Annotated in this window: 12 protein-coding genes; 9 read left to right on the forward strand and 3 right to left on the reverse strand. The window is 63.5% G+C overall.

Features of this window, described 5'->3' with window-relative positions:
- Positions 1 to 31: 31 nt before the first annotated feature.
- The 5 genes from ACN6KF_RS17125 (at position 32) to ACN6KF_RS17145 (ending at position 6,513) form a co-directional block, all read left to right on the forward strand.
- Positions 32 to 2,305 carry a trimethylamine N-oxide demethylase gene (locus ACN6KF_RS17125; RefSeq protein WP_434957995.1) on the forward strand — a complete coding sequence of 758 codons (2,274 nt, stop codon included), beginning with the start codon at positions 32 to 34 and terminating at the stop codon, positions 2,303 to 2,305.
- An 89-nt stretch (positions 2,306 to 2,394) separates the two neighbouring features.
- Complete coding sequence (locus ACN6KF_RS17130; RefSeq protein ID WP_434959694.1) at positions 2,395 to 3,522, forward strand: aminomethyl transferase family protein; 1,128 nt, start codon at positions 2,395 to 2,397, stop codon at positions 3,520 to 3,522.
- Positions 3,523 to 3,757: 235 nt separating this feature from the next.
- Complete coding sequence (locus ACN6KF_RS17135) at positions 3,758 to 4,384, forward strand: dimethylamine monooxygenase subunit DmmA family protein (protein ID WP_434957996.1); 627 nt, start codon at positions 3,758 to 3,760, stop codon at positions 4,382 to 4,384.
- Positions 4,381 to 5,346 carry a PDR/VanB family oxidoreductase gene (locus tag ACN6KF_RS17140; RefSeq protein WP_434957997.1) on the forward strand — a complete coding sequence of 322 codons (966 nt, stop codon included), beginning with the start codon at positions 4,381 to 4,383 and terminating at the stop codon, positions 5,344 to 5,346. The genes ACN6KF_RS17135 and ACN6KF_RS17140 overlap by 4 nt, the downstream gene beginning before the upstream one ends.
- 126 nt (positions 5,347 to 5,472) lie before the next feature.
- A complete protein-coding gene (locus ACN6KF_RS17145) occupies positions 5,473 to 6,513 on the forward strand; it encodes a heme-dependent oxidative N-demethylase family protein (protein WP_434957998.1) in 1,041 nt (346 codons plus the stop codon).
- Between the two features lie 917 nt (positions 6,514 to 7,430).
- Here ACN6KF_RS17145 and ACN6KF_RS17150 read toward each other — a convergent pair.
- Entirely contained in the window at positions 7,431 to 7,895 is a 465-nt protein-coding gene (locus ACN6KF_RS17150; RefSeq protein ID WP_434957999.1) for a thioesterase family protein, read from the reverse strand.
- Between the two features lie 196 nt (positions 7,896 to 8,091).
- Positions 8,092 to 9,069: an L-carnitine dehydrogenase gene (locus ACN6KF_RS17155; RefSeq protein WP_434958000.1), complete on the reverse strand. Its 978-nt coding sequence runs from the start codon at positions 9,067 to 9,069 to the stop codon at positions 8,092 to 8,094.
- A 143-nt stretch (positions 9,070 to 9,212) separates the two neighbouring features.
- Here ACN6KF_RS17155 and ACN6KF_RS17160 point away from each other — a divergent pair, with 143 nt between their 5' ends.
- The 3 genes from ACN6KF_RS17160 (at position 9,213) to ACN6KF_RS17170 (ending at position 11,390) form a co-directional block, all read left to right on the forward strand.
- Positions 9,213 to 9,560, forward strand: coding sequence for an ArsR/SmtB family transcription factor (locus tag ACN6KF_RS17160; RefSeq protein ID WP_434958001.1), 348 nt, complete (start codon positions 9,213 to 9,215; stop codon positions 9,558 to 9,560).
- A gap of 129 nt (positions 9,561 to 9,689) precedes the next feature.
- Positions 9,690 to 10,217: an SRPBCC family protein gene (locus tag ACN6KF_RS17165; RefSeq protein WP_434958002.1), complete on the forward strand. Its 528-nt coding sequence runs from the start codon at positions 9,690 to 9,692 to the stop codon at positions 10,215 to 10,217.
- A gap of 285 nt (positions 10,218 to 10,502) precedes the next feature.
- Positions 10,503 to 11,390 carry a DMT family transporter gene (locus ACN6KF_RS17170; RefSeq protein WP_434958003.1) on the forward strand — a complete coding sequence of 296 codons (888 nt, stop codon included), beginning with the start codon at positions 10,503 to 10,505 and terminating at the stop codon, positions 11,388 to 11,390.
- Positions 11,391 to 11,409: 19 nt separating this feature from the next.
- On the opposite strand, the gene ACN6KF_RS17175 is transcribed toward ACN6KF_RS17170, so the two are convergent.
- Positions 11,410 to 12,387 carry a DMT family transporter gene (locus tag ACN6KF_RS17175; RefSeq protein WP_434958004.1) on the reverse strand — a complete coding sequence of 326 codons (978 nt, stop codon included), beginning with the start codon at positions 12,385 to 12,387 and terminating at the stop codon, positions 11,410 to 11,412.
- A gap of 163 nt (positions 12,388 to 12,550) precedes the next feature.
- Between ACN6KF_RS17175 and otnK the strand changes: the two genes are divergently transcribed.
- Positions 12,551 to 13,804, forward strand: coding sequence for a 3-oxo-tetronate kinase (gene otnK / locus ACN6KF_RS17180; RefSeq protein WP_434958005.1), 1,254 nt, complete (start codon positions 12,551 to 12,553; stop codon positions 13,802 to 13,804).
- The last annotated feature ends 2 nt before the right edge of the window (positions 13,805 to 13,806 follow it).

A 13,806-nucleotide genomic window follows, 5' to 3' on the forward strand; every position in this document is an offset into this window, starting at 1 on the left:
CCCGTTCGCTTGCTTGTAGGAGTGGTTTGCCATGCCTGAAGCCGAAATGCTTCGCGTCGCCGGCGGATCGAGCCAGGTCTTCGCCCTCGGCAAAGGGGATCGCCTGCGCCTGACCAATCTGGAAGGCGGCCAGAACGCCCTGCTTTATGCCTTCGCAGCGCAGGAAAGCCTGCCATCCGACCATCCCGCCGCTCCGCGCGATGCGCTGGCGGGCCTGATCGCGGCCAATGAGAATGCCGCGGCCACCCATCACCGGCTCGCCGGCCACGATCTTGCCAGCGCCAGCGGCATCGTATTGTCGGGACCGGACACCCAGGCGGGCGAGGCCTTCACTTTGTCCGCCGCTCACGACATGACCTGCGTGCTCATCGTGCCCGCCGGGTCTTCAACGGCGGATGCGGTGGTGCCCGCGACCGATTTCTCCCTGGAAATCGCGCGCAGCGACGATACCGCCAAGCGCGCGCCGCAAAGCCTGCCCGCGCCACCCCTTGCCACCCCAGTCCAGGACTTCCGGGTGAAGGCCGCGACCGCGGAGCGTTTCGAAGTCAAGGCTGGCCAATATATCCAGATCATGGACATCGACGGCCGCCAATGCTCGGATTTCCTCGCCTTCGACACTGAGCTGCTCAAGCAGGGCATCGAATGCGGCCTCGACGCCACCGCGACCCGCACCTTGATGGGACGCGCCTATCCGGGCCCGGGCCTGTTCTCGAAATTCTTCGACCAGCGCATGCGCGCCACGGTGGAGGTGGTGCAGGACACCTGCGGGCGGCACGACACCTTCGGCCTCGCCTGCACCATGAAATATTACGACGACATGGGTTATCCGGGCCATGATTCTTGCTCGGAGAACTTCAACAGGGTCCTGGCGCAGGACGGCATCGTGCCTCGCCCCGGCTGGCCGGCGATCAATTTCTTCTTCAACACGCAAGTCAACCATGACGGCACCATCAGCGCCGACGAGCCGTGGTCGCGTCCCGGCGACTATGTGCTGATGCGCGCGTTGATCGACCTCACCTGTGCCGCCTCTTCCTGTGCCGACGACATCGACCCCGCCAATGGCTGGAACCCCACCGACATCCAGGTCCGCGTCTATGACGCGCATCACGAATTTCCCAAGGCGATTGCTACGCGCATGACACCCGATTCCCCTCCGGTCTTCACCAAGGAGACGGCGTTCCATTCGAAGGTCGCTCCTCTTTCGCGCCGCATGGTCGAATATCGCGGCTATTGGCTCGCCAATTCCTTCCTCGCCGACGGCGCGGTGGCCGAATATTGGGCCTGCCGCGAAAAGGTGGCGGTGATCGACCTTTCCGCCCTGCGCAAGTTCGAGGTGCTGGGCCCTGATGCCGAGGCGCTGCTCGACTATGCCGTGACGCGCGACATCACCAAGCTTTCGGTCGGCCAGGTCGTCTACACCGCCATCTGCTATCCGCATGGCGGCATGCTGGATGACGGCACCGTGTTCCGCCTCGGGCCGCAGCAGTTCCGCCTCGTCTGCGGCGATCCCTATGTCGGCGTGCATCTGCGCCAGCTTGCCGAAGAAAAGGGCTTCAAGGTCTGGATCCGCTCCTCGACCGACCAGCTCCACAATCTCGCCGTGCAGGGCCCGAAAAGCCGTGACCTCATCAGCAAGATCATCTGGACGCCGCCGGCCCAGCCGGCTGCCAACGAGATCGGGGTGTTCCGCTCCACCGTCGGCCGGCTCGGCCATGCCCAGGGCCCTGCCGTGGTGGTCTCGCGCACCGGCTATACCGGCGAGCTCGGCTACGAGATCTTCTGCCATCCGCGCGATGGCGAGGCTGTGTGGGATGCCGTCTTCAAGGCCGGCAAGCCGCTCGGCGTGGTACCGATGGGGCTCGAAGCGCTCGACATGCTGCGCATCGAGGCCGGGCTGATCTTCGCCCATTACGAATTCTCCGACGAGACCGACCCGTTCGAGGCCGGCATCGCCTTCACCGTGCCGCTGGTCTCCAAGAAGGGCGATTTTGTCGGCAAGGAGGCCCTGGTCAAGCGCAAGGCCGAACCCCAGCGCAAGCTTGTCGGCCTGGAGATCGAGGGACGCGAAACAGCCCATCACGGCGATCATGTCTATGCCGGGCGCGCCCGCATCGGCGTGGTCACCTCCGGCATGCGCTCGCCCATCCTCGACGCGACCATCGCCCTCGCCCGCGTCGACATCGGCTCGGCCGAGATCGGCACCGAACTCGAAATCGGCAAGCTCGACGGCCACCAGAAGCGCCTCAAGGCCAAGGTCGTTCGCTTTGCCCATTACGACCCGGACAAGACGAGGGTGAGGATGTAGCGCAGCCTCATTCCTCCGGCCTTGCCAGCCCAACCGCGCCGATCCGAAGACCGGCACACCGATCACAGAAGGGAACATCCATGAGTGTCATGTCCTGGCGGCGTTCGCCGCTCGCAGCCCGCCATCGAGCCCTCGGCTCCACCCTGGAAGACTGGAACGGGATGGAGACGGCCTGGACCTATACCAAGTCGGACCTCGCCGACGAGCATGAGGCGATCCGCACCAAGGCGGCGCTGATGGACGTATCAGGCCTGCGCAAATCCCATCTGGTCGGCCCGCATTCGCATCAGGTTCTGCAGCGCCTGACTACGCGCGACGTGCGCAAGATCGTGCCCGGCAAGTCGGCCTATGCCTGCGTGCTCAACGATGCCGGCAAATTCACCGACGACTGCATCCTTTATCGCACCGGCCCCAACAGCTGGATGACGGTCTATGGTTCGGGCACCGGCTTCGAGGACATGGCGCGCGATGCGGCCGGCAAGAACGTCGCCGTCATCTTCGACGACGATTTGCAGGACCTGTCGCTTCAGGGCCCGCTGGCGGTGAAATATCTTTCAAAGCATGTGCCTGGGATCAAGGACCTCAAATATTTCCACCACATGCAGACCACCTTGTTCGGCAAGCCGGTGATGATCTCGCGCACGGGCTACACCGGTGAGCGTGGCTATGAGATCTTCTGCAAGTCCGAGGACGCCGTGGAGATCTGGGACACCATCCTGAAGGAAGGCAAGCGCATGGGCATCCTGCCCGCCTCCTTCACCGCGCTCGACTGGCTCAGGGTGGAGAGCTATCTGCTGTTCTATCCCTACGACAATTCGCAGATGTATCCCTTCGAGAATGAAGGCCCCGGCGACACGCTGTGGGAACTCGGTCTCACCTTCACCGTCTCGCCCGGCAAGACCGGCTTCCGCGGCGCCGAGGAGCATTACCGCCTCAAGGGCAAGGAGCGCTTCAAGATCTTCGGCGTCCTCGCCGACACCGACAAGATCCTCGATGCCGGCGACGAGCTCTGGGCCGGCGGCAAGAAGGTGGGCGTGGTCACCTGCGGCATGTATTCGCGCCTGACCAACCGGTCCATGGCAATCGCCCGCATGGCGGTCGACGTTGCCAAGCAGGGCACCAAGCTTGAGGTCAAGGGCAAGAACGTGCAGTGCTCGGCCATCGCGCACACCATCACCTTCGACGATCCGGAGAAGAAGAAGCGTACGGCGCTGTAAGGAAATACCCTCCCCTGGAGGGATCGGCACTTCCTCTTGGAAGTGCCTGGGGTCGGCCTGAAAGGCCGGGGTGGGGTGAAAACCACCACCTCGGCTGATCGAGGCCCGGTTTCGCGATCCTAGCAATTCTTGCGGAGCCACCCCACCCCGACGCTTCGCGTCGACCCTCCCCCTCCAAGGGAGGGTAAAACAAGGGCCTGATCCACTTCGTTCGCGCTGGAGTTTCGATAGAACCATGCTCGTATCCGGCATCAAGAGCCGTCCTGTCTATGGCACCCTTGCCATCCGCCCCGGCGCCAAGCGGCACCTCTTCGTGGCGGATGCCGAGGGTGCGCAGGCAATCCTGGACGCGACCGAAACGGCCGAGGCTGCTTTCCTCGACAAGGCTCACATCATCTATGTACCCGGGCACATCGACGATGTGCCCGGCGGGGCCGCTCCCAAGAATTTCGGCGAGGCGCTCCGAGCACTCGGCCCCGACATGTTCTATGAAGGCCCGAGCATCGCCGCCGCCCTGCCGCGCCTGGCCCAGACGTTGGCGACGGCCCATATGGGCACCCAGATCTATCTGGCAGGCACGGAAGGCCTGATCGGCCAGGCCATGAAGCTTGCGATCGAGGCCGGCGTTGACCATCTCTCCATCCAGACCGAGCATCGCGGCTCGGAAGAACGACGGGTGCAATGCGTGCATTGCAAGGGCATCACCGAGCATGTGCGCACGCAGCCGGTCAAATGTGCCCATTGCGGCCTGACTCTGTTGGTCCGGGACCATTATTCGCGCCGCATCGCCGCATTCCAGGGCGTGTGCATCGACGCCGAAGAGCCCGGCGTGGTGCCGCCGACCGAGGAGGCCTTTCCATGAGCGACAAGACACCCAAGATCGAGGTGCGCGTCAGCGAGATCCACCAGGTCACGCCCGAGATCAAGCGCTTCCATTTCAAGCCCGTCGACGGCTCCCTTCTGCCCAATTTCTCCGGCGGCGCCCATGTGGTGGTGGAGATGGAGGACGGCGCCACGCTGCGGCGCAACCCCTATTCGCTGATGAGCCGCCCGGGCGACACCGCCTGCTACACCATCAGCGTGCGGCGCGACGACAAGGGCCGTGGCGGCTCGATGTTCCTGCATGGCAAGGTCCGGCCCGGCGATGTCATCCGCATCAGTCATCCCGTCAACCTGTTCCCGCCGGACCAGCGCGCCAGGAAACACCTGCTCTTCGCCGGCGGCATCGGCATCACGCCCTTCATGGCGATGATGGCGCAGCTTTCCGACGAGGACCGCCCCTTCGAGCTGCATTACGCCGTGCGTTCGGACGAGCATGGCGCCTATCTTGCCCACCTGGCCGAACGTTACGGTCGCCGGGTGCACATCTATCGCGACGACAAGGGTGAGGCGATCGCGCTCGCCGAGTTGCTCGCGCGCCAGCCCCTCGGCACGCATCTCTATGTCTGCGGGCCCGGCGGTATGATCAAATGGGTGCTCAACACCGCCCGCAACGAGGGCTGGCCCGAGCAGAACCTGCATGACGAGCAGTTCATCGCCCCGGCTTCCGGCAAGCCTTACGAGATCACCCTGGCCCAATCGGGCAAGCGGGCCAGGGTCGGTCCGCACCAGAGCATGCTGGAGGCGATCGAGGCCGCCGGCGTCGATGCGCCTTATCTCTGCCGCGGCGGCGCCTGCGGCCAGTGCGAGACGCGGGTGCTCTCCTGCGACGGCACGCTCATGCACAACGACCACTACCTCTCGGAGGCCGACAAGGCCTCCGGCACCAAGGTCATGCCCTGCGTCTCGCGCTTCGAAGGCCGGGAACTGGTGCTGGATTTGTAACTGCTGGATTTGCAATTCCTGGGATCGCCGGCTTCTCAACGACATGCCTGCATGTCGTGATACCGGCTCTTCCAGGGCCTTCGTTTCAAGAGCCGGCTGGAAGCCGGCGATCCCAGGAGCTTCACCATGGGCATCCAATTCCGCCAGGAAACCTTCCGCGACGACTTTACCTTCCGCAATTCGGAAGCGGCGATCCGCCGCTTTCCCTTTCCCTTCGACAAGGACAACTACATGTATGCGGTCAATATCGAACCGCATATTTCAGGCCCGGAGGGTTCGGCCTTCGAGCATCCCATCGACGTCGACGAGCATTATGTCTCGGAGATGGCCGACCGGGCGCTGGTGCTGAAGGAAGACCCGCTGCGCTGCCAGTCCCTGCCGCATATGACATTGGCGGGATGGGACCTGCTCGAACTCCTGATGGAGAGCATGTCGACCTCCTATCCCGAGCATTTCACGCTCGAGCGGGACGGCGACCAGTGGCACTGGATCAACCGGCCGCTGGGCATCGACGACCGCTTCACCTTCGGTGACGTCGCCACCCTGCCCTATGGGCCGATGGAATACATCACTCGCCAGGCCCAGGGCGATTTCTGCCTGCTCGACCAGCGCGACGGCAATCTGTGGATGGATGCGGGCATCGTCACTACCCAGGCCGACTGGTCGCTGGATTTCGACATCGGCATGAATTTCATGGAATGGCACGGCCCGGTGCCGCTGGCCCACCAGCTCGGCGTGTTCGAGCGGGCTCTCAAATTCATGCTCAACCTGCGTCAGGGCTCGCCCACCAGGCGGCTCAACTGGACGATGACAGTCAATCCGCGGCTCGATACCTCGCCCGAGAACTATCACAAATGGGGCAAGGACCGCGCCACGCTGACTCCCGAAAACATCGGCAACAAGCTGCATCTGCGCGTCGAACTGCAGACTTTCTTCCGCCTGCCGCGTTCCAACGCCATTGTCTTCCCGATCCGCTGCTACCTGATCAAGCTTGAGGAACTGGTGACGGTGCCCAAATGGGGCCGGCGCCTGCACCGTGTGCTGCAGACCTTGCCGTCCGAACTGGTGGACTACAAGGGCCTCACCCGTTTCCGCGACACGGCCGTGGAGTGGCTGTCCAAATATGACGACGGCGCCGAAACCAGCCCCGGCGGCTGGCCGGATTGATGGACGGAAGTGAAAGCTCTTCCTGGGGTCACCGGTGTCGTGCTGGCAATCCCAGGAAGACGCGGACAGACCCCCATAGCGTTTTTCTATTTGGTGGAAACGTAAAGACGTGTCGGAACAATGAGTTAGAGAAAAGCAGCGGTTACGTGGAAACGCGCTTTGCTCCGGTCACGGCATTGGGTGCGCAACACGGACAGCTCGATCATAACGGAAGGCCGCTTCAGCTTGGCCGTTCTGTGTCGACCAGCTCTCTGGCAAGCCCGTGAGGTTGTTGACGTAGACCGTCAGGAATGTGCGCCCCTGCGCAATCCCGAACACGGAATGCCAGACACCCTTTTTGGGCGTGGACCCCATACAACTGGCTTGCCGAACATCTTTCGCGGAGAAAGGACGCCATTAGAAAGAGACATACGATATCGACCGCTCGTAGTCTCTCTCATCCAGCAACTTCCAGCCTTCACCACGATCAGACCAACGTTTGCCGCCAATATTGACCAAATCGATCGTTCCCCTGCCGTGACCTTCGAATCTCAGGTGAGCGCGAAAGACGTCGGGTCGTTCCTGATCATAAATGAGATAGGTGATTGTATTAGCGGCGGCCGAACGTGTCTCGGCCGTAAACGGCTGTGCGTTCAGCCTATCGAACGCCTGCGCAAGATAGTCCTGGCAAGCAGCACCGGCGCTGCCAAGGGATATCACTAGCAGCAGGACTGCCGTACAAAAGCGGCGCACGAGGCCTCGACTGGTCCACATAACCGAAGAGATATGCTGCCATCATTTCCAAAATGCCAGCCCAATCGGTCAATGCCGATGCAAATCAGTGATCGGGAGAGCTCGCCTGGCGCTTTCCCCTTTTTGGCCTTGCCTTGGAATGACCTGGCTAGAGGCTGCAATTCAGTGGATCCAGCAAAGGACCACTACCGCTTGATGCCGATGCTGCGCCCGGCATCCTTCGGCATCGGCAGGGTAGCGTGCTCCTTTAGCAGGCCCTCCAGCACTGCTGCGCTTTGCGGCAGCCAGGGCGCCGCATGGGGCTGCTCGGTCTGGTCGATCGACATCAAGAGCTGCTCGGAGGTCGCCACCACGAGATTGCGCACCTTGTCGTACATGCTCAGGAAGATGCGGACGCGCTTGGTGTCGAGGTCCAGCACCTGGCAGGTTACAGAGACGGGCGTGCCGAGCTTGACCTCCCACAGGAAGCGGACATGGGTCTCCATCGTATAGATGGTATGGCGCGTCGTCTCGCGCACGGCGGCGGTGAGGCAGACGCGACCGAGGAACTCGTCGACGGCCTTGGCGAAGATCACCGCGTAATAGCCGTCATAGAGATGGCCGTTATAGTCGATCCATTCCGGGCGGACGGTTTCGTCGAGAAGGTGCATGGGAATCCCCAAAGCGTTTTGTGATTTCTCGGAATCACCGAGAATCGCAAAGACGCGTCGAAACAAAGAGATGGAGCAAACAAGCGTTCACCTGTGAACGCTTGTTTGCTCTGGGATCGCAGGCGTCTCGCCTGCATCGCCTATCCTGCAAGTGTGACGGTTCCTAGAGCAGGCTGGAAGCCTGCGATCCCGGGAATCAGACCCTTCCTTCGAGTCCTTCGGCCTCCGGCCAGTATTTCTTGGCCAGCGCCATCACTTCGATGAGGAAGTCGTCGCGGCGGCGCTCCAGCGCCTTGATCGAGCGGCCGGCGGCCTGGTGCTCGCAGCCATCGGCGACGCGGTCGATCAGTTCTTCCGTCAGCTCGGGGGCCGTGAGCTTGGTCCAGGGCAGTTTCAGGGCCGGCCCAAACTGGTGCAGCATGTGGCGCATGCCGCCTTCGCCGCCGGCGAGATGGAAAGTGAGGAAGGTGCCCATCAGCGACCAGCGCAGGCCACAGCCATAGACGACGGCCGCGTCGACCTCCTCGGTGGTGGCGACGCCGTCATTGACCAGCCAGAGCGCCTCGCGCCAGAGCGCTTCCATCAGGCGGTCCGCGATGAAGCCTTCGATCTCCACCCTGACATGCAGCGGGCGCATGCCGATCGAGGCATAGAAGGCCTTGGCGGCCTCGACCGTCTCGGCCGAAGTCTTGCTGCCGCCGAGCACTTCCACCAGCGGCAGGAGATAGACAGGGTTGAAGGGATGGCCCACCACCAGCCGGGTCGGATCGGCCATCTTGGCCTGCAGCAAGCTCGGCAACAGGCCCGAGGTGGAGGAGCCGATGATGGCGCCGGGCTTGGCGGCGACGTCGATCTCGGCCAGCAGCGACTGCTTGAGTTCCTCGCGCTCCGGGGCGTTTTCCTGGATGAAGTCGGCCTGGCCGGCGGCCTCGGCCACGGAGTTGGCGAAGCTCAGACGCTTGCGGTCGGCACCGGCAGCCAATCCCTGCTTCTCCAGGGCCGGCCAGGCATTGTCGATGGTCGCACGCAGCTTTTCCTCGGCGCCCGAGGCCGGATCGTAGGCGACGACATCCAGACCGTGTGCGAGCGCCCGCGCCGCCCACCCCGCGCCGATCACGCCGGTACCGATAATTGCGAATGTCTTGATTGCAGACGTCTTGGATGTCGTGGCCATCGCTGTTCTCCCTGTCGGCGCGACTAGACAAGGCCTTGCCGAAAAGGCCTTTGCATGGCGCGACATCGCAGGTGCCGAACGCGACGGAAATATAGTCAACCATCTGGTTGACAGTTGGCCGATGAAGGCAGATGTTCAACCGTATGGTTGAATATAAAGATCCTCTCGATGCCATCTTTCATGCCCTGGCCGATCCGACCAGGCGGGCCATGCTGCGCAACCTCGCTGCCGAGCCCCGCAAGGTGGGCGAACTCGCCCATCCCTTCGCCATCTCGCTGGCAGCCGCCTCCAAGCACATCAAGGTCCTGGAGAAGGCCGGCCTGGTGGAACGCAGTGTCGAAGGACGCACCCACACCTGCCGGCTGAACCCGCGGCCTCTGCATGCCGGCCTGGAATGGATGCGCTTTTACGAAAAACTCTGGAATCAGCGACTCGACACCCTCGATGCCCTGCTGATTGCGGATGCAATCGCCAATCCTCAGAGGAGCTGAACCCGAAGCGCCTTGCAATTTGCCGGAATACAGGACGCTCTGGCCAATCCACCGGATAGGCTTGGAAACAAAAAGTTAGAGAAAACAAGCGTTCAGCCATGAACGCGCTTCACTCTAGGGAGCTGAACCATGTCCGACTACGGCGTGATCATCGACACCGAGACCGTGCGTATCGAACGCGTTCTTTCCGGACAGATCGAACGCGTCTGGGCCTTCCTGACCGAGGCCGAGAAGCGCCAGCAATGGCTGGCCGGCGGCGAAATGGAATTGCAGCCAGGTGGACGGGTCAACCATGTCTTCCGCAATGGCGACCTATCGGCACCCGATGATCCGCCGCCGCCCAAATATCTGCATCTGAACGACACGGTCGAGATGCATGGACGGGTGATCGCCTGCGAACCGCCGACCTTGATCGAATATGCCTGGGGTGACGGCTCGCAGGTCCGTATCGACCTCAAGCCGGAGCTCGGGCGCACCCATATCACCATTACCCATAGCCGCCTGCTCGCCCGCGATGAACTGATCAGCGTCGCCGCCGGCTGGCACACCCATCTCGATATCCTCGCCGCCCGCCTCGGAGGACAGACACCGCCGAGCTTCTGGGGTCTGCATACGCAACTCGAGGCCGATTACGAGAGCAGGATGAGCACAAGCTGAACCATGTTCGACGCCTCGCGCCGGTGCCGGACGGCAGCTGATGCTCGAAAAAAACGGCGGGGCGCGCTCGATCGCGCGAAGATCGATCGAGGACCGTCGGGACAGCGGATGAAGTGTGGGAAACACTCTCTTCGTCATCAAGCTTTTCTTGTCGTTCAAGATAGCTTTCCTCCCTTGAACGAAGCATCTGAAACAAGGAGATTGCGGCTGACCACACCTTCATCGGCCCGTTGGGAGTGCCGCTGAAAATCATGTGAGTTGCGTCCTCCCACCCCTGGTTTTCCGATGTCCGCCATCACCGCCTCGTCCGACGCCCGTTCCGTCCATCGGCTCGGTGTTTTTCTCGTCGTCGCTTCCGCTGTCGCCTGGAGCATCAGCGGCATCTTCGCCCGCATGCTGACGGTGGATGCCTGGACGACCGTGTCGCTGCGCGCGGCGATCGGGGCGATCTACATGGCGGCCGGTCTTGTCTATGTGCACCGCGCCGACAGCCTGGCGGCGATCCGCTCGATCGGCTGGTTCGGGCTCATCATTGCGGCCTGCGCCTCGCTGTCCATGCTGTTCTATGTCGGCGCGCTCTATCACACCACAATCGCCAATGTGGCGGTGATCTATGCCACCACGCCCTTCCTGGCGGCCGGCCTCGCCTGGCTGATCATGCGCGAGAGGGTCACCCGGCGCACGCTGATCGCCTCTGGTGGCGCACTCGTCGGCGTGGTCGTGATGGTGGGCGGCTCCTTCGGATCCAGCCATCTCTTCGGCGATGCCATGGCGCTCGGCATGGCTGCCTCCTTTGCCATCGTGGCGGTGGTGGCGCGGGCGCGCCCGAAGCTGGAAATGCTGCCGGTCAACCTGTTCTGTTGCCTGTTCACGGCGCTGGTAGGCCTGCCCTTCGCTTCGCCTGCCGCGGCAACAGCCCAGGATTGGCTGGTCCTGGCCGTGTTTGCCTTCACCTCGATTCCACTCGCCTTCTTCATGTTCCTGGCCGGCGCGCGCCGGATCCCTGCTGCAGAAGCCGGTCTGATCTCCACGCTCGACGTGGTGCTGGCACCGCTCTGGGTCTATCTGCTTTTCGCCGAGGATCCGGGTACGGCCGCAATCGTCGGCGGTGCCATCGTGCTCGCGGCCGTGGTCTGGCACATTCTCGGCGGCTTGCGCATCCGGTCGTCCTGAACCGGCAGAGCCAGCTCGATCAAACCGAGGCGCGCGCTGCCACTTCCGCTTCCTCTTCGCGCGTAAAATTGCGTCCCAGGGCGGCGACAAGCACGCCGGCAAGCAGCACGGCACCACCCAGGATCGTGGTCAAGCGCGGCGCCTCGCCGAAGAAGAGATAGACCCAGACGGGCCCGAGAATCATTTCGGTCTGGGCCAACAAGGTGAGTTGCCCGGCGCCGACATGGCGAGCCGCTGCATTGAGCAGATACATGCCGCCGCCGATGAACACGGCGCCATGGATCATGGCATAGGTATTTTCCAGCATCGGCGTGGCGATGGTGACGCCATGCAACAGCATGAAGGCGCCGCAGGTGAGGATGGTCAGCACCGCCCAGCCCAGCACCACGCCCGACATGTCCCTGTCGCGGCCGAGCCTGGCAATGATGGAATAGAGGCCATAGGCAAAGCCCACGCCGAAGCCGGCGAGATTGCCGATGGCATTGCCGCTGCCCAGTTCCCCCCAGGTCATGACCAGCAGGCCCGCGATGCCGATCGCGATGCCGCACCAAGTGGCGACAAGGATGCGTTCCTTCAGGATCACGCGGGCCAGGATGGCGCCGATCAGCGGCGCCGCGCTCGAAAACAGCAAAGCATTGGCGATAGTCGTCGTCTTCATGGCGAAGATGAACAAATCAGCCATCACCGTCATGCACAGCGCGCCGCCGAGCCCGAGCCAGCTGCCCGAAACCATCTGGCGCAGCGGCGACTTGCCCTGCAGCAGCGCCACCCCGAGCACCAGCGGCAGCAGGCCGAAGCTGCGCCAGATGAGATATTGCACGGCGTCGAGATGCGGCGACTCGCGAATGGTGACGCTGCCAAACGAAAACACCGTTCCCGCCGAGAGGGCGAGGAACGCACCGACAAGGTGAGAGCCACGGGAAGACATGACGGTGACGCAACCAGGAGGAAGGACCTCCACAATGCCGGGAATGCGAACGTCGAATAGTCCAGGCACGACATTTCTGGCTGATCCGGACCGCAAGTGAGATGGTAGCCTTCCTGGGAGCGGGGACGTCCGCGTTCCAAGGAGTCACGTCCCTGCCTTGCCAGCCCCGGTCCCTCTTTCTATTGTCCGACAAGATGGGCGCCGCCAGAGCGCGACGGAAGTGGGAAACGCCATGCTGCTGGGGGCCTTCGGAGACGACTTCACCGGTGCGAGCGACCTCGCCAATACGCTGGCGCGGGCCGGCATGCGCACCTCGCTCACTCTGGGCATTCCCGCCGGCACGGCCCCGGCCGGTGACGACGCGGTGGTGGTCGCGCTGAAATCCCGCTCCATCGACCCGGCCGAGGCGGTGCGTCTTTCGCTGAGCGCGACCGCCTGGCTGAAGGCGAACGGCGCCCGCCAGATCCTGTTCAAATATTGCTCGACCTTCGACTCGACCCCCTCAGGCAATATCGGCCCCGTCGCGGAGGCGGTGCTCGCCGTGCTCAACGCCCCCCTGGCTCTGGTCTGTCCGGCCTTTCCCGGCACGGGCCGCACGCTGTACCAGGGCCATCTTTTCGTTCATGACCGCCTCCTGTCGGAATCCGGCATGGAGCGCCATCCGCTCACCCCGATGACCGATCCCGACATCCGCCGTTGGCTGCAGCGCCAGACGCCGCTGAAGGTCGGCCATCTGCCGCACGCCGTGGTGCGGGCCGGGATTTCGTCTATCAGGACCGCGCTGGCGCACGCCGCGGGCCGCGGCGAACGCCTCGTCGTGGCCGATGCCACCAGCAATGAGGATCTGCTCGCACTCGGCGCCAGCCTTGCCGATCATGCCTTCATCACCGGCGCCTCCGGCATCGCCATGGGCCTGCCTGCCAATTATGGCATCGCGCCGGGCCGCACCACGCCGGCCTTCGCCGGGGCTGACGGCCCGGCCGTCATCCTTTCGGGCAGTTGTTCCGAGGCGACCCGCCGGCAGGTTGGCCTCTATGCCCAGGACCACCCGCATATGGCCATCGAGGCCGACGCGGTGATGAATGGCAGCCTCGGGCTCGATACCCTCGTCGATTTTCTCGAAGCCCACCGGGATGCCGCGCCGATGCTCTATTCCTCGGCCGATCCGGAGGTCGTGGCATCAGCCCAGGCGCGCCATGGCCGCGAGGCCCTCGCCCAACGCATCGAAGGCCTGTTCGCCGAACTCGCCCGCGCGGCCCTCAAGCACGGCTTTACCAGGATCGTGGCCGCCGGCGGCGAGACATCCGGTGCCGTCGCCGGCACGCTCGGCAATGCCGTCCTCGCCATCGGGCCGGAAATCGACCCCGGCGTGCCCGCCTTGCAATTGCGGGGGACGAAACCGGTGGCGATCGCGCTCAAATCCGGCAATTTCGGCGCGCCGGACTTCTTCGCCAAGGCCGTGGCCCTGCTGGCCGGAAAGGCGTGAGC

It is taken from the genome of Labrys methylaminiphilus subsp. lupini, assembly GCF_051161885.1.
Lineage (GTDB): Bacteria > Pseudomonadota > Alphaproteobacteria > Rhizobiales > Labraceae > Labrys.

Bases quoted from the DNA above. Each gene is read 5' to 3' on its own strand.
- ACN6KF_RS17125 (WP_434957995.1), top strand. From the start codon at position 32: ATGCCTGAAGCCGAAATGCTTCGCGTCGCCGGCGGATCGAGCCAGGTC.
- ACN6KF_RS17140 (WP_434957997.1), top strand. From the start codon at position 4,381: ATGAGCGACAAGACACCCAAGATCGAGGTGCGCGTCAGCGAGATCCAC.
- ACN6KF_RS17145 (WP_434957998.1), top strand. From the start codon at position 5,473: ATGGGCATCCAATTCCGCCAGGAAACCTTCCGCGACGACTTTACCTTC.
- ACN6KF_RS17165 (WP_434958002.1), top strand. From the start codon at position 9,690: ATGTCCGACTACGGCGTGATCATCGACACCGAGACCGTGCGTATCGAA.
- ACN6KF_RS17155 (WP_434958000.1), bottom strand. From the start codon at position 9,069: ATGGCCACGACATCCAAGACGTCTGCAATCAAGACATTCGCAATTATC.
- ACN6KF_RS17135 (WP_434957996.1), top strand. From the start codon at position 3,758: ATGCTCGTATCCGGCATCAAGAGCCGTCCTGTCTATGGCACCCTTGCC.
- otnK (WP_434958005.1), top strand. From the start codon at position 12,551: ATGCTGCTGGGGGCCTTCGGAGACGACTTCACCGGTGCGAGCGACCTC.
- ACN6KF_RS17170 (WP_434958003.1), top strand. From the start codon at position 10,503: ATGTCCGCCATCACCGCCTCGTCCGACGCCCGTTCCGTCCATCGGCTC.
- ACN6KF_RS17150 (WP_434957999.1), bottom strand. From the start codon at position 7,895: ATGCACCTTCTCGACGAAACCGTCCGCCCGGAATGGATCGACTATAAC.
- ACN6KF_RS17130 (WP_434959694.1), top strand. From the start codon at position 2,395: ATGTCCTGGCGGCGTTCGCCGCTCGCAGCCCGCCATCGAGCCCTCGGC.
- ACN6KF_RS17160 (WP_434958001.1), top strand. From the start codon at position 9,213: ATGGTTGAATATAAAGATCCTCTCGATGCCATCTTTCATGCCCTGGCC.